21 protein-coding genes are annotated in these 22389 nt (G+C 71.8%); 10 read left to right on the top strand and 11 right to left on the bottom strand.

Going from position 1 to position 22389, the window contains the following annotated elements:
* Positions 1–7 precede the first annotated feature (7 nt).
* Positions 8–727 carry a class III extradiol ring-cleavage dioxygenase family protein gene (locus ACY34I_RS11130; protein ID WP_462754579.1) on the bottom strand — a complete coding sequence of 240 codons (720 nt, stop codon included), beginning with the start codon at positions 725–727 and terminating at the stop codon, positions 8–10.
* A 203-nt stretch (positions 728–930) separates the two neighbouring features.
* Between ACY34I_RS11130 and ACY34I_RS11125 the strand changes: the two genes are divergently transcribed.
* Positions 931–2139: a DUF349 domain-containing protein gene (locus ACY34I_RS11125; RefSeq protein WP_462754577.1), complete on the top strand. Its 1209-nt coding sequence runs from the start codon at positions 931–933 to the stop codon at positions 2137–2139.
* Positions 2140–2323: 184 nt separating this feature from the next.
* Here ACY34I_RS11125 and miaB read toward each other — a convergent pair whose 3' ends face one another.
* From miaB to selD, 3 genes are all read right to left on the bottom strand, one after another.
* Positions 2324–3859 (bottom strand): tRNA (N6-isopentenyl adenosine(37)-C2)-methylthiotransferase MiaB, encoded by a 1536-nt coding sequence (gene miaB / locus ACY34I_RS11120; protein ID WP_462754575.1) that lies wholly within the window; start codon positions 3857–3859, stop codon positions 2324–2326.
* Positions 3860–3942: 83 nt separating this feature from the next.
* Positions 3943–4422, bottom strand: a complete 480-nt coding sequence (locus ACY34I_RS11115) for a hypothetical protein (protein WP_462754573.1) — start codon at positions 4420–4422, stop codon at positions 3943–3945.
* A 202-nt stretch (positions 4423–4624) separates the two neighbouring features.
* Entirely contained in the window at positions 4625–5614 is a 990-nt protein-coding gene (selD, locus tag ACY34I_RS11110) for a selenide, water dikinase SelD (RefSeq protein ID WP_148795430.1), read from the bottom strand.
* A 194-nt stretch (positions 5615–5808) separates the two neighbouring features.
* Between selD and ACY34I_RS11105 the strand changes: the two genes are divergently transcribed.
* The 4 genes from ACY34I_RS11105 (at position 5809) to ACY34I_RS11090 (ending at position 9146) form a co-directional block, all read left to right on the top strand.
* The gene (locus tag ACY34I_RS11105; protein WP_462754571.1) at positions 5809–6564 is read left to right on the top strand and encodes an amino acid ABC transporter ATP-binding protein; all 756 of its coding nucleotides are present in this window, start codon (positions 5809–5811) and stop codon (positions 6562–6564) included.
* 56 nt (positions 6565–6620) lie between these two features.
* Complete coding sequence (locus ACY34I_RS11100; RefSeq protein ID WP_462754569.1) at positions 6621–7559, top strand: glutamate ABC transporter substrate-binding protein; 939 nt, start codon at positions 6621–6623, stop codon at positions 7557–7559.
* Positions 7560–7629: 70 nt separating this feature from the next.
* The gene (locus tag ACY34I_RS11095) at positions 7630–8286 is read left to right on the top strand and encodes an amino acid ABC transporter permease (RefSeq protein WP_462754567.1); all 657 of its coding nucleotides are present in this window, start codon (positions 7630–7632) and stop codon (positions 8284–8286) included.
* Positions 8283–9146: an amino acid ABC transporter permease gene (locus tag ACY34I_RS11090; protein WP_462754565.1), complete on the top strand. Its 864-nt coding sequence runs from the start codon at positions 8283–8285 to the stop codon at positions 9144–9146. The genes ACY34I_RS11095 and ACY34I_RS11090 overlap by 4 nt, the downstream gene beginning before the upstream one ends.
* 90 nt (positions 9147–9236) lie before the next feature.
* Here the strand turns inward: ACY34I_RS11090 and rny are convergent, their stop codons facing one another.
* The 6 genes from rny to ACY34I_RS11060 form a co-directional block, all read right to left on the bottom strand.
* Positions 9237–11003, bottom strand: a complete 1767-nt coding sequence (gene rny / locus ACY34I_RS11085; RefSeq protein ID WP_462754563.1) for a ribonuclease Y — start codon at positions 11001–11003, stop codon at positions 9237–9239.
* 862 nt (positions 11004–11865) lie between these two features.
* Positions 11866–12561 (bottom strand): regulatory protein RecX, encoded by a 696-nt coding sequence (locus ACY34I_RS11080; RefSeq protein ID WP_462754562.1) that lies wholly within the window; start codon positions 12559–12561, stop codon positions 11866–11868.
* An 8-nt stretch (positions 12562–12569) separates the two neighbouring features.
* On the bottom strand, positions 12570–13616 hold the full coding sequence (gene recA, locus ACY34I_RS11075; protein ID WP_073832643.1) for a recombinase RecA: 1047 nt from the start codon (positions 13614–13616) through the stop codon (positions 12570–12572).
* Between the two features lie 185 nt (positions 13617–13801).
* A complete protein-coding gene (locus ACY34I_RS11070; RefSeq protein ID WP_148795445.1) occupies positions 13802–14002 on the bottom strand; it encodes a DUF3046 domain-containing protein in 201 nt (66 codons plus the stop codon).
* A gap of 3 nt (positions 14003–14005) precedes the next feature.
* The gene (locus ACY34I_RS11065; RefSeq protein WP_462754560.1) at positions 14006–15370 is read right to left on the bottom strand and encodes an MFS transporter; all 1365 of its coding nucleotides are present in this window, start codon (positions 15368–15370) and stop codon (positions 14006–14008) included.
* 69 nt (positions 15371–15439) lie between these two features.
* On the bottom strand, positions 15440–16582 hold the full coding sequence (locus tag ACY34I_RS11060) for an acyl-CoA dehydrogenase family protein (protein ID WP_462754558.1): 1143 nt from the start codon (positions 16580–16582) through the stop codon (positions 15440–15442).
* A 165-nt stretch (positions 16583–16747) separates the two neighbouring features.
* Between ACY34I_RS11060 and ACY34I_RS11055 the strand changes: the two genes are divergently transcribed.
* From ACY34I_RS11055 to ACY34I_RS11035, 5 genes are read left to right on the top strand one after another with little or no spacing between them, the layout of a single operon-like run.
* Positions 16748–17830 carry an ABC transporter ATP-binding protein gene (locus ACY34I_RS11055; RefSeq protein ID WP_462754557.1) on the top strand — a complete coding sequence of 361 codons (1083 nt, stop codon included), beginning with the start codon at positions 16748–16750 and terminating at the stop codon, positions 17828–17830.
* Entirely contained in the window at positions 17817–19016 is a 1200-nt protein-coding gene (locus tag ACY34I_RS11050; protein ID WP_462754555.1) for an ABC transporter substrate-binding protein, read from the top strand. Before ACY34I_RS11055 ends, ACY34I_RS11050 begins: the two co-directional genes overlap by 14 nt.
* Position 19017: 1 nt before the next feature.
* A complete protein-coding gene (locus ACY34I_RS11045; RefSeq protein WP_462754553.1) occupies positions 19018–19938 on the top strand; it encodes an ABC transporter permease in 921 nt (306 codons plus the stop codon).
* On the top strand, positions 19935–20747 hold the full coding sequence (locus tag ACY34I_RS11040) for an ABC transporter permease (protein WP_462754552.1): 813 nt from the start codon (positions 19935–19937) through the stop codon (positions 20745–20747). The genes ACY34I_RS11045 and ACY34I_RS11040 overlap by 4 nt, the downstream gene beginning before the upstream one ends.
* Positions 20748–20793: 46 nt before the next feature.
* Entirely contained in the window at positions 20794–21447 is a 654-nt protein-coding gene (locus ACY34I_RS11035; protein WP_462754551.1) for a 4a-hydroxytetrahydrobiopterin dehydratase, read from the top strand.
* Positions 21448–21480: 33 nt separating this feature from the next.
* Here ACY34I_RS11035 and ACY34I_RS11030 read toward each other — a convergent pair whose 3' ends face one another.
* Positions 21481–22179 (bottom strand): UdgX family uracil-DNA binding protein, encoded by a 699-nt coding sequence (locus tag ACY34I_RS11030; RefSeq protein WP_462754550.1) that lies wholly within the window; start codon positions 22177–22179, stop codon positions 21481–21483.
* Between the last annotated feature and the right edge of the window lie 210 nt (positions 22180–22389).

Raw genomic sequence — 22389 nt, 5'->3', positions numbered from 1 at the left:
CTCGCGCTCACGCCAGGTCCCAGTTCGCCACGAAGTAGGAGACGCCGTAGGGCGCCTGGTGGTAGCCCAGGTCACCGCGCCAGTCGCCGCCCGCCGCGCGGACCGCGCCGGCCAGCACCTGCCAGGGTGCCCGCCCGGCGACCTTCAGCTCCGCCGACAGCACCGGGTCCAGGCCGAGCAGGGCCTCGGCGTCCGCGTCGGCCAGGGCCCGGGCCACCCCCTCGTCGTACGCCTCGGCGCGCGGGTCGTCGTAGCCGGGCGCATTCGTGCCCCGGCACGCCGATCCGTCCCCCAGCACCAGCACCGCGGTACGCCGCTCGGAATCGTCGGCGAGGGCGGCCCCGAGCTCGGCGCACTCCGCCGGCGTCGCGCCCTCGGCGACGGAGCGGGCCAGCCGGGGCAGCTCGGTGCCGGTCCGGCCGACCAGCCAGGCACCGATGGTCAGGCTGAGCGGCAGCAGTTCGACGCCCGAGCAGTTGGTCTGCCACAGCCGGACGTACTGCTTCAGCCCGTAGCCGCGCAGCGAGCCGTAGTCCGCCGCGCCGAAACGGGTGGTCTCCGGCCCGCCGCCGACCAGCAGGATCTGCTCCGGCTCGGCCGCGAGCAGCCGGGCGAGAGCGGCGTCACAGGCGGCACGGAGATCGTCCAGCTCACCGGCGGCGGCGCCGGCCAGTTCAGGCACGATCAGAGGCGGGTGGGGGCAGACGGCGGCGGCGACCAGAGGCACGCGTCCAACCTATCCGTACGCCCCGGTGCGTCCCCGCGCCGATCCGGTCATCCGGGCGCTACGACACCGTATGGTCACGGTCGACGACAGGCGCTCGACACGGACCGGGTCGGACCTGTGACAATGCCGGAAGTAACTTTGCTGCGCCGTGGCGGCGATCGCCGGGGACCTCCCGTCGACGCCGGGAGAACGAGGATGGGCACATGAGCGACTGGACTGCCTTCGGACGGGTGGACGAGGACGGCACCGTCTACGTCAAGACCGCCGAGGGCGAGCGGGTGGTCGGATCCTGGCAGGCGGGGGCCCCGGAGGAAGGGCTGGCCCACTTCGCCCGGCGTTTCGCCGACCTGGTGACGGAGGTGGACCTGACCGAGGCCCGGCTCAACTCGGGCGCGGCGGACGCCGGCCACTCGCTGGCCACGATCAAACGGATCCGGGCCTCGCTGGCCGAGGCGCACGTGGTCGGCGACATCGACGCGCTGGCCGCACGCCTGGACAAGCTGGCCGCGACGGCCGAGGAGAAGGCCGGCGAGGCCAGGGCGGCGCGGGACGCCGCCCGGAGCGAGGCGCTGGCCCGCAAGACCGCCCTGGTGGACGAGGCGGAGAAGCTGGCCGCCGAGTCGACCGGCTGGAAGACCGCCGGGGACCGGCTCAAGGAGATTCTCGACGAGTGGAAGACCATCCGCGGGGTCGACAAGAAGACCGACGGCGAGCTGTGGAAGCGGTTCGCCGCCGCCCGGGACGGCTTCACCCGTCGCCGCGGCGCCCACTTCGCCTCCCTCGACCAGCAGCGCAAGCAGGCGCAGTCGGTCAAGGAGGAGCTGGTCACCGAGGCCGAGAAGCTCAAGGACTCCACCGACTGGGGCGTCACCGCGGGCCAGCTCAAGGACCTGATGGCCCAGTGGAAGGCCGCGCCGCGGGCGTCCAAGGAGGCCGAGCAGAAGCTCTGGGAACGGTTCCGGGCCGCGCAGGACGAGTTCTTCACCCGGCGCAGCGAGGTCTTCTCCGCCCGGGACAACGAGCAGCGCGCCAACCTGGAGCGCAAGCAGGCCCTGCTCGCCGAGGCTGAGGGGCTGGACGTCGAGGGCGACCCGAAGGGCGCCCAGGCGAAGCTGCGGGAGATCCAGGCGCAGTGGCACGAGGCGGGCCGGGTGCCCCGGGAGGCCGCCGCCGGGCTGGAGCGCCGGCTGCGCGTCGTGGACGAGAAGGTCCGCGAGGTGATGGACTCGGCGTGGCGACGTACCACCAAGGAGGACAGCCCGCTGCTGGCCCAGATGCGGGCGCAGGTCGCCGAGGCCGAGGACCGGCTGGCCCGGGCGCAGGCCGCCGGCGACGCCCGGCGGATCAAGGAGGCCGAGCAGGCGCTCGCCTCGAAGCGGCAGTTCCTCCAGCTGGCCGAGCAGACCAGCTGACCTGAGCACACCCGGGAGCCCCCGGTCCCAGCCCGGGACCGGGGGCTTCCGCATGTATGCCCCGCGCGCCTCGCACCCCGGGCCCCGCCATGATCGCGCTCGAACCAGGAAGTAGTGGCCTGGCAGCGCGTCGGAGACCACTCGATACAGGATCGAGCGCGACCTTGCGGCCGCGGGCGGTTTGTCAGTGCGCGGCGCACCCGGTCGCGGGCGCGGGCGCCGCGGCCGGCGCACCGACCGTGGGCAGCCCCAGCAACACCCCGGGGGTACGCGGGGCCCGCCCCGCCTCGGCGGCGTCGCCGGCCCGGGTACGCCGGTGCGACAGCGGCTCGCCGTCGGCGTTGAGGTGGTGCGGCGCGGCGTAGGTGACGGTGGTGTGCACGATGTCGCCGGGGCGGATCTGCCCGGCCAGGCTGCCCGCGTCGCCGTGCTGGCCGTTCGCTCCGGCTGCGCTCGTCGCGAAGTGCACGAGGCGGCCGTCCCGGGCCCGGCCGGACATCCGGCCGGTGCGCTCGTCCTTGCGTCCCTCGCCGACGGCGACCAGCACCTCGACGGTCTCCCCGACCAGCTTCTTGTTCTCCGCCCAGGTGATCTCCTCCACCGTGGCGATCAGCCGCTCGTACCGCTCCTGCACGACCTGCTTGGGGAGCTGGCCGTCCATGGTCGCGGCCGGGGTGCCGGGGCGCTTGGAGTATTGGAAGGTGAACGCCGAGGCGAACCGGGCCTCGCGGACCACGTCGAGGGTCCGCTCGAAGTCGGCTTCGGTCTCGCCGGGGAAGCCGACGATGATGTCGGTGGTGATCGCCGCGTCGGGCATCGCCGCCCGGACCTTCTCGATGATTCCCAGGTATTTCTCGGACCGGTACGAGCGGCGCATGGCGCGCAGCACGTCGTCGGAGCCGGACTGCAACGGCATGTGCAGCGAGTGGCAGACGTTCGGCGTCTCGGCCATCGCGGCGATCACGTCGTCGGTGAAGTCCTTCGGGTGCGGGCTGGTGAACCGGACCCGCTCCAGGCCCTCGATGTCGCCGCAGGCGCGCAGCAGCTTGCCGAACGCGTACCGGTCACCGAACTCCACGCCGTAGGAGTTGACGTTCTGCCCGAGCAGGGTCACCTCCAGCACGCCCTCGTCGACCAGGGCGCGCACCTCGGAGAGAATGTCGCCGGGGCGGCGGTCCTTCTCCTTGCCCCGCAGCGAGGGCACGATGCAGAACGTGCAGGTGTTGTTGCAGCCCACCGAGATCGACACCCAGCCGGCGTAGGTGGACTCGCGCCGGGTGGGCAGCGTGGAGGGGAAGACCTCGAGGGACTCGAGGATCTCCACCTCGGCGGTGGCGTTGTGCCGGGCCCGCTCCAGCAGCACCGGCAGCGAGCCGATGTTGTGCGTGCCGAAGACCACGTCCACCCAGGGGGCCTTGCGGACGATCTCGCCCTGGTCCTTCTGGGCCAGGCAGCCGCCGACGGCGATCTGCATCCCGGGGTGCTTGTCCTTCACCGGGCGCAGATGACCCAGGTTGCCGTAGAGCCGGTTGTCCGCGTTCTCCCGGACGGCGCAGGTGTTGAACACCACCACGTCGGGCTGTTCGTCGGCCTCGGCGGCGCGCACGTACCCGGCCTGTTCGAGCAGGCCGGAGATGCGCTCGGAGTCGTGCACGTTCATCTGGCAGCCGTACGTGCGCACCTGGTAGGTACGCGGGCTGCCCGCGGCTGCGGTAGTCATGACCCGGACAGCGTATCCGGGCCGAGCCGGCCGGACCGAACTGCGCCCGGCCACGACTCCGGCCGGACGCGGCCGTGCCCGGGTCAGGCGGCGGCGAGCGCCGGGGCGACCGAGTCGGGGGCCCAGCGCGAGCGGTGGCACTGCGACCAGCCCCGGCAGCCGGGGTGGGCGACGGTGCAGAGCCGCTGGTCGCTGAGCACCTCGCCGTCGTCGGTCTCGGCCACGTCGAAGTGCACTGGGCGGATCGTGCCGTCCGGGGCGACCAGCAGGTGCCGTCCAGCGTCGAGGGTGTCGTCGCGCATCAGGCAGTTGCGGTCCAGCAGCCGGGCCAGCGCCGCGATGCTGGGCAGTTCGGGCAGGCGCTCGGGCACCCCGTAGCAGTCGACCATGGTGCCGTACGCCCCCGGCGCCTCCCAGACGTCGCAGACCACCGCGTACGCGGGCAGTCGGGCCGGGTCGGCGACGGCGAGGGGCATCACCACCCGGCCGAGCGCCTCGGCCAGCGCCGGGTAGACCTCCACGGGCGCTGCGCCGTCGATTCTCCAGTTCCACAGCTCGGTCATGCCGCCTCCTCGCTGTGCTCGTCCCACCGGCCTCCGGATCGGGCCTTACTGACGATGGTGGGGTGCATATGACCTCAGCCGGGGGCAAGTTACCGGTCTGTGACCATTCCGGGCAAAATTTCCTCGGGCGTCATTGCTCCGAGTAGCGGAAAGATGACAGTTTATCGGGTATCGTGCCCGATCCGGGAGAGTGACATGGCGCTCAGCGGACCCGGACGAGGTGCTCGCTCGGGGGCAGCAGCTCGCCGATCACCGTGCCGCCGGGGACCTCGCCCGCGACCAGCAGCCCGCCGGAGGTCTGCGCGTCGGCCAGCAGCAGGCGCTCCCCCTCGGCGACGCCGCCGAAGTCGGTCCACGGGGTCACCCAGTCCAGGTTGCGGCGGGTGCCGCCGCTGACGTATCCGTCCCGCAACGCCTCCCGGGCGCCCGGCAGGTAGGGCACGGCCGCCGCGTCGACGGCGACGGTGAGCCGGCTGGCCCGGGCCAGCTTCGAGGCGTGCCCGAGCAGCCCGAACCCGGTGACGTCGGTGCCGCAGCGGACGCCGGCGGCGACCGCCGCCCGGGCCGCGTCCCGGTTGAGCCGGGTCATCGAGGCGACCGCCTCCGGGAACCGCTCCCCGGTCCGCTTGTGCCGGCTGTTCAGCACCCCGACGCCGAGCGGTTTGGTCAGTGACAGCGGCAGGCCGGCCCGGCCGGCGTCCAGGGTGATCAGCTCCTCCGGGCGGACCACGCCGGTGACCGCCAGGCCGTACTTCGGGCCGTCGTCGTCCACGCTGTGCCCGCCGGCCAGGTGACAGCCGGCTTCCCGGGCCACGTCCTGGCCCCCGCGCAGCACCTCCCGGGCCAGTTCCACCGGCAGCACGTCCCGCGGCCAGCAGAGCAGGTTGACCGCGAGCAGCGGCGTGCCGCCCATCGCGTACACGTCGGAGAGCGCGTTGGCCGCGGCGATCCGGCCCCAGTCGTACGCGTCGTCGACCACCGGGGTGAAGAAATCCGCAGTGCTCACCAGGCCGGTCCGCTCGTCCAGCCGGACCACCGCGGCGTCGTCGCCGTGGTCCAGGCCGACCAGCAGGTCGGCCGTGCCACCGGCCGGGGCGAGCCCGGCGACCATGGCCTCCAGTTCGCCCGGGGGAATCTTGCACGCACAGCCGCCGCCGCGGGCGTAATCGGTCAACCGGAGCGGATGGGTCATCCCCTCATGATCTCGGTGCAGTGCCGGGTCCGCCACTCGGACGGACCGGTTCGTGACGAAATTCGGACTGCCGGGCACGCCGGGGACCGGTGTTACCTCACTGTGACCGTTCGAGTTGCGTTCGGCCACATCACGCCGCCTAAAGTTGCCGCACCGGGGGTCGACCGACCCCGCTTTCTCCACGGACAGGGACGGTGGACGACGTGACGACGGGCGAACCGCTCATCGTGCTGGACGGGGTCAACAAGTGGTTCGGCCCCCTGCACGTGCTCGACGACGTCTCGCTCTCCGTCGGCAGGGGTGAGGTGGTCGTGGTGATCGGCCCCTCCGGCTCCGGCAAGTCGACCCTCTGCCGGACGATCAACCGGCTGGAGCCGATCGACTCGGGCACCATCACCTTCGACGGGCGGCCGCTGCCGGCCGAGGGCAAGGGGCTGGCGAAGCTGCGCAGCGAGGTCGGCATGGTCTTCCAGTCGTTCAACCTCTTCGCGCACAAGACCATCCTGGAGAACGTCACGCTCGGCCCGGTCAAGGTGCGCAAGGAGAAGCCGGCCGCCGTTCGTGAGCGCGGCCTGGCCCTGCTCGACCGGGTCGGCATCGCCAACCAGGCCGACAAGTACCCCGCCCAGCTCTCCGGCGGCCAGCAGCAGCGGGCGGCGATCGCCCGCGCGCTGGCCATGCAGCCCAAGGCGATGCTGTTCGACGAACCGACCAGCGCGCTCGACCCGGAGATGGTCGGCGAGGTGCTGGACGTGATGACCTCGCTGGCCCGCGAGGGCATGACCATGGTGGTGGTCACCCACGAGATGGGCTTCGCCCGGCACGCGGCCAACCGGGTGGTCTTCATGGCCGACGGCCGGATCGTCGAGGACGCCGCGCCGACGGAGTTCTTCGCGAACCCGCGCAGCGAGCGGGCCAAGGACTTCCTCTCCAAGATCCTCACCCACTGAGCGCCCGTAGTGGAGCACGCCGTCCCCCGGCGGCTCTGTCTAAGAAGGAGATGAGTATGCGTTACCAGCGCGTGGCGGCGGTCGCCATGATGGCCTCGCTCGCCCTCTCGGCCGCCGCGTGCGGCAAGGAGGGGAACCCGACCCCCAGCGGCGGCGGCAACGCCAGCGGCGGCGCGGCGCAGTCGGACAACTGCACCAGCTCGGGCGTGACCTTCACCCCCAAGACGGACGCCGCCGTCGCGGGCAGCCCGACCTTCGAGAAGATCAAGACCGCCGGCAAGGTCACCATTGGCGTCAAGTTCGACCAGCCGAACCTGGGCTACAAGGACGCCCAGGGCAAGCGCTGCGGCTTCGACGTCGAGATCGCCCAGTACGTCGCCAGCACGCTCGGCGTCGACCCGGCGAAGATCGAGTACAAGGAGATCGCGTCGGCCAACCGCGAGACCGCGATCAAGGGCGGCGAGATCGACTACTACGTCGGCACCTACTCGATCACCGACAAGCGCAAGAACGACGTCTCCTTCGCCGGGCCGTACTTCGTGGCCGGCCAGGACCTGCTGGTCCGCAAGGACGAGTCGTCGATCACCGGCAAGGACAGCCTCAAGGGCAAGAAGGTCTGCTCGGCCACCGGCTCCACCCCGATCCAGCGGGTGCGGGACGAGGGCCTGACCGAGGCGAGCAACATCGTCGAGTTCAAGACCTACTCCGAGTGCGTCTCGCAGCTGCTCGACAAGAAGGTCGACGCGGTGACCACCGACGACGCCATCCTCAAGGGCTACGCGGCGCAGAACCCGGATGAGCTGAAGGTCGTCGGCCAGCCGTTCAGCACCGAGAAGTACGGCATCGGCCTGCCCAAGGACGACAAGGCGTTCCGCGACTACGTCAACGACCAGATCGAGGCCGCCTTCACCGACGGCACCTGGCAGAAGATCTACGACGGCACGCTCGGCAAGTCCGGCTCCTCGGCGACCCCGCCGCAGCTCGAGCGGTACTGACGGTCCGACGCCAGACCGGGCGGGGAGCTTGCTCCCCGCCCGGTCCCCGTCCCGAGAGTGAGAGCGAGGCATGGGCGAGTTCTTCCGCGTCCTGACGGACAACCAGCAGGTGTTCCTCGACGGGTTCGTGAACACCATCCAGCTCTTCCTGATCGCAGCGGTCGGCAGCCTCGTCCTCGGTACGCTGCTCGGCGCGATGCGGGTCTCGCCGGTGCCCGCCCTGCGGGCGTTCGGCGCCACCTACGTGAACCTGATCCGCAACACCCCGCTGACCCTGGTCTTCGCGTTCCTCGTCTTCGCGGTGCCGAAGCTGGACGTGAACATCGACTACTTCCCCAGCGCCTGCATCGCGCTGACCGTCTACACCTCCGCGTTCGTCTGCGAGGTGGTCCGCTCCGGCGTGAACACCGTGGCGACCGGTCAGGCCGAGGCGGCCCGGGCGCTGGGCATGACCTTCGGCCAGGTGCTGACGCTGATCGTGCTGCCGCAGGCGCTGCGGGCGATGGTGCCGCCGATGATGAGCGTCTTCATCGCCATGCTCAAAAACACCACGATCGCGGCCGGTTTCTCGGTGCTCGAGGCCGGCGCCATCCCGGCGTACATGGCCGAACGGGGTGAACCCCAGATGGTCGTGCTCAGCTGGATCGTGATCGGCTTCCTGATCCTGATCATCCCGCTGGTGCTGCTCCAGCGGTTCCTCGAGCGCAAGTGGGCGGTGGCACGGTGAGTTCGGTCCTCTACGACCTGCCCGGGCCGCGGGCCCGGCTGCGCAACCGGATCCTCGGCGTCGTCTCGATCGCGGCGATCGTCGCGCTGGTCGCGTTCATCATCTACAAGTTCAACCAGACCGGTCAGTTCGAGGCCCGCAAGTGGGAGCAGTTCCAGTACACCTCGGTGCAGCGTGAGCTGCTCACCGGCCTGTGGGCGACGCTCAAGGCGGCCGGCCTGGCCACCGTGCTGGCGCTGCTGTTCGGCGCGGTCTTCGCCAGCGCCCGGCTCAGCGACCGGTGGATCCTGCGCACCCCGGGCACCTTCGTGGTGGAGCTGTTCCGGGCCATCCCGCTGCTGATCCTGATCTTCTTCGGCTACTACGTGCCGCTGCAGTACGGCTGGTCGATCGACAAGCTGTGGGCGCTGGTCATCGGCCTCACCCTGTACAACGGCTCGGTGCTGGCGGAGATCTTCCGCGCCGGCATCAACGCGGTGCCGTACGGGCAGACCGAGGGCGCGTACGCCATCGGCCTGCGCAAGAACCAGGTGCTGCGGCTGATCCTGCTGCCGCAGGCGTTCCGGTCGATGCTGCCGGCGATCGTCAGCCAGCTCGTGGTGCTGCTCAAGGACACCGCCCTGGGCTTCATCATCACGTACCCGGAGCTGCTCTTCGTCGGCAAGCAGATCGGCGGCCGGTTGCCGTTCGGGCTGCCGTACGTGCCGACGTACCTGATCGTCGCGGCGATCTACATCAGCATCTGCGGCCTGCTGTCGATCCTGGCCTGGTGGCTGCAGAAGCGGATGGGCCGGATGCCGAAGACGGCCGGCCGGGTCGTCCCGATCCAGGACGTCGACGCCGGGCGCACGGCGGTCTGACGAAACGCGCGCGAACCGGCGACACGGGCGGGTGACCACGAAGGTCACCCGCCCGTCCCATGTCCGCAGCGTGAGCTTCTCAGGGTGCCGTCAGCGGGCGATCTCGGTGACCCGGGACTCGCGGACCACGGTCACCCGGATCTGCCCCGGGTAGGTCAGCTCCTCCTCGATCTGCTTGGCCACGTCCCGGGCCAGCACCGCCGCGCCGATGTCGTCGACGTCCTCCGGCTTGACCATCACCCGGATCTCCCGGCCAGCCTGCATGGCGAAGACCTTCTCCACGCCGAGCTTGCCGGCCGCGATCTCCTCGATCCGCTCCAGCCGCTTGACGTACGCCTCCAGGCTCTCCCGCCGCGCCCCCGGACGGCCACCGGAGCAGGCGTCGGAGGCCTGGGTGAGGACCGCCTCGATGGTCTGCGGCGGCACCTCGTTGTGGTGCGCCTCGATGGCGTGCACCACGTCCTCGCTCTCGCCGTACTTGCGGGCCAGGTCCGCGCCGATGATGGCGTGGCTCCCCTCCACCTCGTGGGTGAGCGCCTTTCCGATGTCGTGCAGGAACGCGCTGCGCTTGATCGTCGGCACGTCCAGCCGCAGCTCGGCGGCCATGATTCCGGCGATGTGCGCGGTCTCCACCAGGTGCTTGAGCACGTTCTGCCCGTACGACGTCCGGTAGCGCAGCCGGCCCAGCAGGGTGACCAGCTCCGGGTGGATCTCGGTGATGCCGACCTCGACCAGGGCGTCCTCGGCGGCCCGGTGGCAGAGCTCCTCCACCTCGTGCCGGGCCTGGTCGTAGACCTCCTCGATCCGGTGCGGGTGGATCCGGCCGTCCAGGACCAGCTTCTCGAGGGTGAGCCGGCCGACCTCCCGGCGTACCGGGTCGAAGCAGGAGAGCAGCACCGCCTCGGGGGTGTCGTCGATGATCAGGTTGACCCCGGTGACCGACTCGAAGGCGCGGATGTTGCGCCCCTCCCGGCCGATGATCCGCCCCTTCATCTCGTCGCCCGGCAGGTGCAGGACGCTCACCACGCTCTCCGCGGTCTGCTCGCTGGCGACCCGCTGGATGGCGTCCACGACGATGTGCCGGGCCCGCTGCTCGGCGGTGTTGCGGGCGTCCGACTCGATGTCCCGGACCAGCAGGACGGCCTCCCGCTTGGCCTGGCTCTCGATCGACTCGACCAGCTCGGCCCGGGCCGCGTCGGCGGTCAGCCCGGCCACCCGCTCCAGCTCGCGGCGGCGCTGCTGCTCCGCTTCGGCGAGGGCCTGCTCCCGCTCGCCCACGGCGGCCTCCCGCGCGGCCAGCGCGGCGCTGGCGGCGGTGAGCTGCCGTTCCCGCTCGGCGAGCCGCTCCACCTCCTCGGTGTGCAGCCGCTCCCGCTCGTCCATCCGGGCGGCCCGGCGATCGACCTCGGCGGCCTGTTCGCGGGTGGTCGCGGCGAGCACCGCGACCTCCCGCTCGCCGCTGCGCCGGGCGGCGGCGCGAAGCTGCTCGGCGTCCGCCTCGGCCTGCTTGTGCGCCCGTTCCAGCACGGTGTCGGCCTCGGCGCGGGCGTCGTCCAGGACGCGCCGGGCCTCCGCGCGGGCCGCCTTCGCCTCGGCCTTCGCCGCAGCTGCCTCGGCCCGAGCCGCGGCGGCGGCCGACCGCGCCACGTCGATGGTGCTGTTCGCCTCGTCGGCGGCGCTGCGCAGGGCCGCCAGGGACTGCTCCTGACGATCCTTCTCGGCGACAAAGGCCGGGTCCTCGGGGGTGGGCGCGAGGCTGAGCCGGCGCAGCGTACGCACGCCGACCAGGACGGCACCGATCACCACGGCGGCGAGGAGCAGCACCAGCACGAGGATGAGGACTTCGAACCCGCTCATGCCGCCGCCCCACCGCGTCCGGCGAGGTCGCCCCCGGTTCCGCCGGCGGTCAGGGGACGGCGACCGGCGCGGGCGCCGGTGACCCCGGGTGGGGTCGCGATCGGCGCGCGGCGGTCACCATTGCCGACGACGCCAGTTGGCGGACCGCCGGTGAACCTGTGCCGCCCCGTCATGGCCGCCTCCCCTGAACGTCGGCGCCGCAGCCCGCGTGCCGACGGGCACACGCCTGCGGCTCTGGACGCCCGACCGGAGCGGCTGGCCGTGGGTAGCTTTCCGTCGGCGGTGCCCCTGTAGGGGCATCGCCGGCGGCCGGTTGCAGTTGTCGGCGGCACCGGACCGGCTGTCCGGAGCTGTCGTCAAAAGGCCGGTGAAGCTGGCCCAAAGTGATGCAGTTCTGTTACGCGATCTATGTTGTGCGCTTAGCCTGCGCTGGTCGGGCAATGTGAGCCTGTATGGCGAGGCTAGGTCGCCAGGGGCCGTTCGGTCAAGAACTCATGATCAAACCACCCGGACGGAGAGAAGTTACGGCGTCACCCAGCGCCGATCAGATGCCGGACACGGCTGGACAAACCCCGCACCGGACGGCCTCCCCGATCACCTTTCCGACCTGCTCAGGGCCCCCCGCAACCCACGTCACCCGCTCCTCACCGCAGGCTGCTCGGCGTCGTCACGACGGCAGGCCACAACTTCTCCAAAAGTGTGACCTTTCGCTGAACTTGTGCGACCTGGCGACCCGCGGCCCGGTCCCGAGGGCCAGCGGGCGCGAGCGGGCAGCCACCCGGGATGCGGCAACTCGGCCCGACCGGCTGCCCGGAAAGCACAGGATGCCGCAACACGCGCAACGCCGACCTCCGATGGTCGGTCAGTCGAGGGTGCGGGCGTCCCGATCGAGGTCGTGCTCGGCGTCGGCCAGCGCGTCGGCGTCGATGTGCTCGGCGAACTCGGCCGCCTCGGCGCTCTGCGCGGCCAGGGCGTCCTTCACCGCCCGGATCGCCACGCCCGGCGGATATCCCTTGCGCGCCAGCATCCCGACGAGGCGGCGGAACACCGCGTCCGGCTCGCCCCGGGCGGTCCGCAGCTTGCGCTCGACCAGGGCCCGGGCCGTCTCCGCCTCGGTCTCCTCGTCCAACTCGCCGAGGGCCTCGCTGGCCACCTCACCATCGACGCCGCGCTGGCGCAGCTCGTTGGCGAGCGCCCGGCGAGCCAGCCCACGGCCGGCGTGCCGGCTGGTGACCCAGGCCCGGGCGAAGGCGGCGTCGTCGATGATGCCGACCTCGTCGTACCGGTCGAGGACCTGGGCGGCGACCTCCTCGGAGATGCCCCGCTTGGTGAGGGCGCCGGCCAGCTCGGCCCGGGTACGCGGCCGGACCGCGAGCTGCCGCAGGCAGATCTCCCGAGCCACCTCGGCCTCGTCGCGGGGCGGGGCCGGCGTGGCCTCCGGATCGGTCTCCTCGGCGCGGCCCCGGCGGCTCCGGCGGGGGCGGGGTGTGGTGGCGTCACCCGTGCGGGGCGGGCTGGCGTCCCAGCCCCGCCCCGTACGAGCGCGTCGTCCTGCCACGGGTCAGGTCAGAAGTCGACCGGCGGCAGCTCCGGGCCACCGGCGGCGTCGCCCACGCCGACTCCGACGCCGAGCTTCTCCAGGATCTTCTTCTCGATCTCGGCGGCCACGTCCGGGTTCTCCCGGAGGAACTCGCGGGCCTTCTCCTTGCCCTGGCCGAGCTGGTCGCCGTCGTAGGTGTACCAGGCGCCGGACTTGCGGATGATCGCCTGCTCCACGCCGACGTCGATCAGCGACCCCTCGCGGGAAATGCCCTTGCCGTACATGATGTCGAACTCGGCCTGCTTGAACGGCGCGGCGACCTTGTTCTTCACCACCTTGACCCGGGTGCGGTTGCCGACCACGTCGGTGCCGTCCTTGAGGCTCTCGATGCGGCGCACGTCGAGCCGGACCGAGGCGTAGAACTTCAGCGCCCGGCCACCGGTGGTGGTCTCCGGGCTGCCGAACATGACGCCGATCTTCTCGCGGAGCTGGTTGATGAAGATCGCCGTGGTGCCGGTGTTGTTGAGCACACCGGTGATCTTGCGGAGCGCCTGGCTCATCAGCCGGGCCTGGAGACCCACGTGGCTGTCGCCCATCTCGCCCTCGATCTCGGCGCGCGGCACCAGGGCGGCGACCGAGTCGATCACGATGATGTCGAGCGCGCCGGAGCGGACCAGCATGTCCGCGATCTCCAGCGCCTGCTCGCCGGTGTCGGGCTGGGAGACCAGCAGGGCGTCGGTGTCGACGCCGAGGGCCTTCGCGTATTCCGGGTCGAGCGCGTGCTCGGCGTCGATGAAGGCGGCGATGCCGCCCGCCCGCTGGGCGTTGGCCACCGCGTGCAGGGCCACCGTGGTCTTACCGCTGGACTCCGGGCCGTAGATCTCGATGACGCGGCCGCGGGGCAGGCCGCCCACGCCGAGCGCGACGTCGAGCGCGATGGAGCTGGTCGGGATCACAGCGGTCTGCACGACCGGCCGCTCCCCCAGCCGCATCACCGAACCCTTGCCGAACTGCTTGTCGATCTGAGCGAGAGCAAGGTCGAGTGCCTTCTCCCGGTCCGGCCCTGCCGCCATCGTTGCCACCCCTGCCTTCGCCGGCGTCTTACCTGAGCTTCGCGTCACGCGGGACACGCTAGGCGCTGGGTCCGACAGAAAACCAGCCGACGGGCCGCGAGCTGTGGACGAGCACCCCGCTGTGGACAATAGCCGAACAGGTGTACGACTGGGCAAGCGACACGCCAACCCGGGAAAAAGGCTGCTCAGCGTAGCCGCGCGGGCACCCGGTCGGGATAGGCGGCGACCACCGCCCGCCACACCACGTGCGTCTCCTCACCCGCGGCCAGGGCCTGGTCGATGGTCCGCCCGCCAAGCTGGGGCAGCACCTGGTCGCTGGCGATGCTGGCCGCGTAGCCCGGCCCGAACGCCTCCTCCAGCCGCGCCCAGAAGTCGGTCAGCCGCACGTGTCACTCCTCCTTGTCGGGCGCCGCAACGGGCACCGGACGCAACGCTAGCGCCACCAGGGGCACCGTCGCGATCGCCGCGAGCAGGGTGAGGGCCGGATAACCGGCCACCCGCACGACAAACCCGCTCAGCGCCGCGGCGCCGGCCCCGGCCAGCCCCATGGTCAGGTCGGACAGGCCCTGGACGCTCGGCCGCACGTCGGCGGGCACCGACTCGGACAGCAGCGTGGAGCCGGCGACCATGGTGCCCGACCAGCCCAGTCCGAGCAGCGCCAGACCGAGCGAGAGTTCCGGCGTGTGGTGCCCGGCCGTGCCGGCGACCGCGCAGGCGGCGAGCAGCACCCCGATGCCGCCGAGGATCACCGCGCGCCGGCCGAGCCGGTCGGTGAGCCAGCCGACCACCGGGGAGAACGCGTACATGCCGGCGATGTGCAGGCTCAGCACGATGCCGACCACCCGCAGCACGTCGGCGTCGTCGTGGAACTCGCCGAGGCGTACCGGGGTCATCGACATCACGGCGACCATCACCAGGTGGCCCATCGCCACGGCCGCGATGCCCAGGCGGGCGGCGGGTCGCTCGCGTACCACCCGCCAGGCGGCGCGCATGCCCGCGGCGCGCCGGGCCGGCGACAACTCCGGCTCGGCGCGTCTGACGCCGCGCGGCGACCCGGAGCCGTCGGGGGCCGGCGCCGCGACCACCTCGGCCACCGGGTCGTCGGCGGCCGCCAGCCGGCGGGCGGTGAGCAGCGGGTCGGGCCGCAGCAGAGCCGCCAGTACGCCGGCGGTGAGCACGAACGCCGCGGCGCTGAACGCGAACGGGCCGGCCAGCGGCGGCAGTCCCCACCCGCCGGTGGTCCGGTCGGCGAGCGCGGCGAAGTTGGGCGCCGCCACCGCGCCGATGGTGGTGGCCCAGACGATCAACGAGAGCTGCCGCCCCCGGCGGGCCGGCTCGGCGAGATCCACCGCCGTGTAGCGCGCCTGAAGGTTGGCCGCGGTGCCGCCGCCGAAGAGCAGCATGCCGAGGAAGAGCAGCGGCACCCAGCGGGTGACCGCGGCGAGCACCACCAGCACACCTCCGGCCGCCCCGGCCAGGTACGCCAGCACCAGGCCCGGCCGCCGGCCGTGCCCGGTCATGATCCGGGTCACCGGGACGGCGAGCAGGGCCCCACCGACCACGGCCGCGCTCTGCGCCAGGCCCGCCACGGCGGTGCCGGCGATCCGGGCGGCGAGCAGCGCCCCGACCGCGACCCCGATGGTGACGCCGATCCCGCCGATGATCTGGGTGACGAAGAGCAGCCGCAGCGTGCGCCGCTGGATCGGCGCGACATCGGGCCGCGCCAGCGCCGGCGCGGTCAGGTCACTGGCCATCTCGGGTGCTCCTCGGTAAGGGGTGACCCATCCTCCCGCACCCGACCGGACCGCCGGCACCGGGTTTCGCTACAAGCCGAGACTACGGCCGATGATCTCCTTCATGATCTCGGTGGTGCCGCCGTAGATGGTCTGCACCCGGCCGTCCAGCCAGGCCTTCGCCACCGGATACTCCAGCATGAACCCGTAGCCGCCGTGCAGCTGCAGGCAGCGGTCGGCCACCCGATTCTGCAGCTCGGTGGTCCACCACTTGGCCTTCGCCGCGTCGGTCACCGACAGCCGGCCGGCGTTGAACTCGGCGACGCAGTGGTTGACGAAGGTCCGCGCGATGGTGACCTCGGTGTCCAGCTCGGCCAGGAGGAACCGGTTGTGCTGGAACTTCCCGATCGGCCGGCCGAACGCCTCCCGCGAGCGGGCGTAGTCAAGGGTGAGCGCGAGCAGTTTCTCGGCCGCCGCCACCGCCGCGACGGCGATGCTCAGCCGCTCCCGGGGCAGGTTGGCCATCAGGTGGTAGAAGCCGTGGTTCTCGGTGCCGATCAGGTTCTCCACCGGAACCCGGCAGTCGGCGAAGAAGAGTTCGGCGGTGTCATTGGCCTTCAGGCCCACCTTGGCCAGTCGCCGTCCCCGGCTGAAACCGGGGGTGCCGGCCTCCACCGCGATCAGGCTCACCCCGTGCGCGCCCTGGTCGGGCGCCGTCTTGGCGACCACCACCACGAGATCGGCCATTTCTCCGTTGGTGATGAACGTCTTCTGGCCGTTGAGGACGTACGTGTCGCCGTCCCGGACGGCGCTGGTGCGGACCCCCGCCAGGTCCGAACCCGCCCCCGGCTCGCTCATCGCGATCGCGGTGACCAGGTTGCCGGAGCAGAAGCCCGGCAGCCAGCGCTTGCGCTGGTCGTCGGTGGTCAGCTCGGTCAGGTACGGAGCCACCACATCGTTGTGCAGGCCGAACCCGAGACCGGAACACCCCGCCGCGACGATCTCCTCGTCGAGGACCGCGTGGAACCGGAAGTCGTGCTGCCCGCCGCCGCCGTACTCCTCGCCGACGTCCATGCCGAGCAGCCCGGCGGCGCCGGCCTTGCGCCACACCTCCCGGTCCACGATCCCGTCGGCCTCCCAACGCTCGTGGTACGGCACGGCCTCCCGGGCGAGGAACTCGCGGCACAGGTCCCGGAACTCCTCGTGCACGGGCTCGTAGAGATGCTGCTCCATGGCGATGAGTGTGCCCGCCGACCGGCCGGGCGGGAAGGGCGGCGACGGACGGAACCCGCCGCCAGGTCTTGACGACGCTATCCGTCGCAGCTTTATTCTCACGGCACGATTTCCGTGGACCTTGGTCCGCTCGCGCGACGTTAACCGTAGGACTGAGGAGCGCCCATGTCAGCCGGGCCCGCTACCCCCGCGGTCGCCCTTCGCGGCCTGCGCAAATCGTTCGGCGCGGTGGAGGCGGTGGCCGGCGTCGATCTGGAGATCGCCGACGGCGAGTTCTTCGCCATGCTCGGGCCGTCCGGCTCGGGCAAGACCACCGTGCTCCGGATGATCGCCGGGTTCGAGCCGCCGACCGCCGGGACGGTCCTGCTGAGTGGACGCGACGTCACCCGGCTCGCCCCGTTCGAGCGGGACGTCAACACCGTCTTCCAGGACTACGCGCTGTTCCCGCACCTGACCGTGCGGCAGAACGTCGAGTACGGCCTGCGGGTACGGAAGGTGGGCCGGGCCGAACGGCGTGCGCGGGCGGACGAGGCGCTGCGCGACGTACGGCTGGACGGGCTGGGCGACCGGCGACCGGCCGCGCTCTCCGGCGGGCAGCGCCAGCGGGTCGCCCTGGCCCGCGCCCTGGTCGTCCGGCCGAAGGTGCTCCTGCTCGACGAGCCGCTCGGCGCGCTGGACCTAAAGCTGCGCGAGCAGATGCAGGTCGAGTTGAAGGCGCTGCAGCGGGAGGTCGGCATCACCTTCGTCTTCGTCACCCACGACCAGGAGGAGGCGCTCACCATGAGCGACCGGGTGGCGGTCTTCACCGAGGGCCGGATCGCCCAGGTGGGCACCCCCGCCGAGGTCTACGAGCGGCCCGCCACCCCATTCGTCGCCGGCTTCGTCGGCACGTCCAACCTGCTCAGTGGCGACGCGGCGCGGGCCGTGCTCGGCCGGGACGGCACCTTCTCGGTCCGCCCGGAGAAGATCCGGCTCGACGGTCCGGCCGCGAGCGCGGAAGAGACCTCCGCCACCGGACGGATCGCCGAGGTCGTCTACGCCGGGGCGACCACCCGGTTCGTGGTCGACCTCGACGCCGGCGCCCGGCTGGTCGTGATGCAGCAGAACCTGACCACCTCCTCGGCCGACGTGGCGGCACTGCGCGGCACCCCGGTCCGCCTGGCCTGGCGCACCGAGCACGCCGTGGCCGTACCCGACCCCGTGGTGCCGACCCCCCGCGACAAGGAGAGCGCACATGCGTACCGGTAGAACTGTGACCGCGCTCGCCGCGGTCGGCCTGCTCGCCCTGACCGGGTGCGGCGACGGCGGCACGAACGCCGGCGGATCCGGGCCCGGCGGCATCAAGCCCCCGTCCGTGCCCAAGCTGAGCAGCCTCGGGGCGGGCGAGGGCCAGGTCAACATCGTCGCCTGGGCCGGGTACGTGGAGGACGGCTCGACCGACCCCAAGGTGGACTGGGTCACCGACTTCGAGAAGCAGACCGGCTGCCAGGTCAACGTCAAGGTCGCCGGCACCTCCGACGAGATGGTGACCCTGATGAAGACCGGGGAGTACGACGTGGTCTCGGCCTCGGGCGACGCCTCGCTCCGGCTGATCTACGGCGGGGACGTCGCACCGGTCAACACCGACCTGATCACCAACTACAAGGACGTCTTCGACGGGCTCAAGCTGAAGCAGTGGAACTCCGTGGACGGGGTCGCCTACGGCATCCCGCACGGGCGCGGCGCCAACCTGCTGATGTACCGCACGGACGTGGTCAAGCCGGCCCCGACGTCGTGGGGGGCGGTGTTCGACGCCAACTCGCCGTACCAAGGAAAGATCACCGCGTACGACTCGCCGATCTACCTCGCGGACGCGGCGCTCTACCTGATGAAGCACCAGCCGGACCTGGGCATCAAGAACCCGTACGCGCTGGACGACAAGCAGTTCACCGCGGCCGTGGACCTGCTGAAGAAGCAGAACGAGACGATCGGCGAGTACTGGTCGGACTACACCAAGGAGGTGCAGGCCTTCAAGACCGGCAACTCGGTGCTGGGCACCACCTGGCAGGTGATCGCCAACCTGGCGCAGGCCGACAAGGCGCCGGTCGAGGCCATCCTCCCCGAGGAGGGGGCGACGGGCTGGTCCGACACCTGGATGGTCTCGGCGAAGTCGAAGCACCCGAACTGCGCCTACCGGTGGATGGACCACATCATCTCGCCGAAGGCCAACGCCGCGGTGGCGGAGTGGTTCGGTGAGGCGCCGGCCAACAAGCTCGCCTGCGCCCAGACCGTCGACAAGAACCACTGCGCGACGTTCCACGCCGAGGACGAGGCGTACTTCGAGAAGGTCTGGTTCTGGAGCACCCCGGTGGCCCAGTGCCTCGACGGGCGCAAGGACGTGACCTGCAAGGACTACGCGGCCTGGACCCAGGCCTGGACCACCGTCAAGGGCTGAGGTGGCCACCTCGACGATCGACCGGTCCGCGGGTGCCGTTCCGGCGGACCCCGCCCGCGGACCGGTCCGCCGGCTCTCGGCCTGGCTGCACCGGCACGCCGGGGTCCGACTCGCCGCCCTGCTCGCCGCGCCGCTGTTCTGGCTGGTGGTCGCCTATCTGGGCGCGCTGGCCGTGCTGTTCGTCTCGGCACTGTGGACTGTCAACGGCTTCACCGGGGAGGTCGTCCGGCAGCCGACCCTGGCCAACTTCCGCACCATCGCCACCGACGAGGTGTACCGGACGGTCGCGCTGCGCAGCGTCGGCACGGCCGCGGCGGTGACCGTGCTCGACGCGCTCGTCGCCCTGCCGATGGCCTTCTACATGGCGAAGGTCGCCCGCCCCCGGTACCGGCGCTGGCTGGTGGTCGCCATCCTCACCCCGCTCTGGGCCAGCTACCTGGTCAAGGCGTACGCCTGGCGGGTGCTGCTGGCCAACGGCGGGCCGGTGGACTGGCTGCTCGGGGGTCCCGGCAGCGGGCCGGGGTACGGGCTGACCGCCACCGTGCTGGTGCTGGCCTACCTGTGGTTGCCGTACATGATCCTGCCCATCTACGCGGGCCTGGAGCGCCTGCCCGACTCGCTGCTGGAGGCGTCGGCGGACCTCGGGGCCCGGGCGGGCCGGACGTTCCGGAAGGTGGTGCTGCCGGTCATCGTCCCGTCGGTGATCGCCGGTTCGATCTTCACCTTCTCGCTCTCGCTGGGCGACTACATCACCGTCCAGATCGTCGGCGGCAAGACGCAGCTCATCGGCAACCTCGTCTACGCCAACATCGGGGCGGCGAACAACCTGCCGTTCGCCGCCGCGCTGGCCACCATCCCGGTCCTGATCATGGTCGGCTACCTGGTCGCCGTGCGGCGTTCCGGCGCTCTGGAGGAATTGTGACGCTCTCCCGGTCGGCGCGCTGGCTGCTGCGCGGCGCGATGGCGCTCGGCCTGGCCTTCATCTACCTGCCGCTGGCCGTCGTGCTGATCAACTCCTTCAACGCCGACCGCACCTTCGCCTGGCCACCGGCCCGTTGGACGACCGAGTGGTGGGTGCGCGCCTGGGACAACGCGGGCGCGCGGGAGGCGCTGTGGATGTCGGTCAAGGCGGGGCTGGGCACCACCGCGATCGCGCTGCTGCTCGGCTCGCTGGTCGCCTTCGCCGTGCAGCGGTACCGCTTTTTCGGCCGGGGGGCGGTGTCGCTGCTGGTCGTGCTGCCGATCGCACTGCCCGGCATCGTCACCGGCATCGCCCTGGACAGCGCGTTCCGCTCGGTGCTGGCGCCGCTGGGCATCGGCAAGGGCCTCTTCTCGGTGATCGTCGGGCACGCAACGTTCTGTGTCGTGGTGGTCTACAACAACGTGCTGGCCCGGCTGCGCCGGTCCGGCGGCAACCTCCAGGAGGCCTCGGCCGACCTGGGCGCCGACGGCTGGCAGACCTTCCGGTACGTCACCTTCCCGGTGCTGCGCTCGGCGCTGCTGGCCGGCGCGCTGCTGGCGTTCGGGCTCTCCTTCGACGAGATCATCGTCACCACGTTCACGGCCGGCCCGGGCGTGCAGACGCTGCCGATCTGGATCTTCAGCAACCTGTTCCGGCCGAACCAGGCGCCGGTCATCAACGTGGTCGCCGCCGTGCTGATCGTCGCCTCGGTGGTGCCCATCTACCTCGCCCAGCGGATCTCGGACACGGCCACCGGCGGCCGCCTCTGACCGCCGTCGTCTTCTCCGAACCGGGCCGGTACGCGAGGATGGCGGGATGACCACGCTCACCGGACAGCAGATCGCCGACGAGGGACTGGACGGGTGGACGTACCTGCTCGGCGGTCTGCAGACCCGGATCGCCACCGGGAACTTCGCCACCGGGCTGGCGGTCGTCGACGCCATCGGCGCGGCGGCCGAGCGGATGGACCACCACCCCGACCTCGACCTCCGCTACACCCACGTCGACGTGCGGCTCTGGTCCCACGACGTCGGCGGGGTGACCGCCCGGGACGTCCGGCTGGCCCGGGCCATCGCCGCGATCGCCGCCGACGCCGGCGTGCCGCTGGGCCACACCGGGGTCTCGCGGCTCGAACTCGCCCTGGACACCCCGGCCGTCGGCGGCGTCCTGCCGTTCTGGCAGGCGGTGCTGGCCGTGGCGCACCGCTCCGGGCCGGGCCTCGGCGACGAGCTGCACGACCGGGCCGGCGCGCTGCCCACGGTGTGGTTCCAACGGTCGGGCAGCGAGGAGCCCCGGCAGCGCTGGCACCCGGACGTATGGGTGGACCCGGCGGAGGTGCCGTCGCGCATCGAGGCCGCGCTGGCCGCCGGCGGCACGCTGGTCAGCGACGAGGCGGCGCCGAGCTTCTGGGTGCTCGCCGACCCGGACGGCAACCGCGTCTGCCTGTGCACGTGGCAGAGCCGCCACTGACAGACGTGCCGGCGGGTGAGCAGGCCCCTTCTCTCACGCCAGGGCGCGGGCGGCCACCTTCAGGTCCGCGACCAGACCCTCGTACGCCACGTCCCGGTTGTCCGCGCGCAGCACGGCGGACGGGTGGATGGTGGCCAGCAGCTGGGCCTCCGGGGCGTCGGCCACCTTGCCGGCCTGGTCCACCGGCACCCGCTTGAAGTCCTGCGGGCGCTGCGCGGCGTCCGGCCAGGGCAGCAGCTCCCCGCGCTGCTTCGTTACCCGGAACGCCGGCCCGAGCAGCGCCTTGGCGGCCGTGGCGCCGAGCACCACGACGACCTCGGGGCGCAGCCGGGCGAACTCGGCGACCAGCCAGGGCCGGCAGGCGGTGATGTGCACCCGGTCCGGCGTCTGGTGGATCCGCCGTTTTCCGCGCAGCTCGAACCGGAAGTGCTTCACGGCGTTGGTCAGGTAGATGTGGCCCGGGTCGATGCCGGCCTCGTCCACCGCGCTGCGCAGCACCCGCCCGGCCGGGCCGACGAAGGGCAGGCCCTTCTGGTCCTCCATGTCGCCGGGCTGCTCGCCGACGAAGACCACCCGGGCGCTCTCGTCGCCCCGGCCGAAGACCGTCTGGGACGCGTTCCGGTAGAGCTCGCAGCCCTGGCAGCCGGCCGCGGCGGCGCGCAGCTGGTCGATGGTGTCCGCCTGCGGCGGGATGAACTCCTGCGCTCCGGGCGCGCTCTCGGTCTCGGCCATGCCCGACTTTATATACCGGTTTCGTCTTCGACGCCGGATGCCGCCCGCATCAGTAGCCGCCCCCTCCGCCGCCGCCACCGCGCGAGGCCAGCGCGATCGCGATGATCACCAGGATGATCACCAGCACCGCCACCCCGATCCAGACGCCCTTCCGGGACCTGTTCGCCACCGTCACCCACCTCCCGGCCGGGCTCACTGCGTCGTGGTCAC

The sequence above is a fragment of the Micromonospora sp. RTBAU3-60 genome (assembly GCF_054963695.1).
The sequence above is the reverse complement of the archived record's forward strand: the minus strand, read 5'-3'. Positions and strand labels throughout refer to the sequence as shown.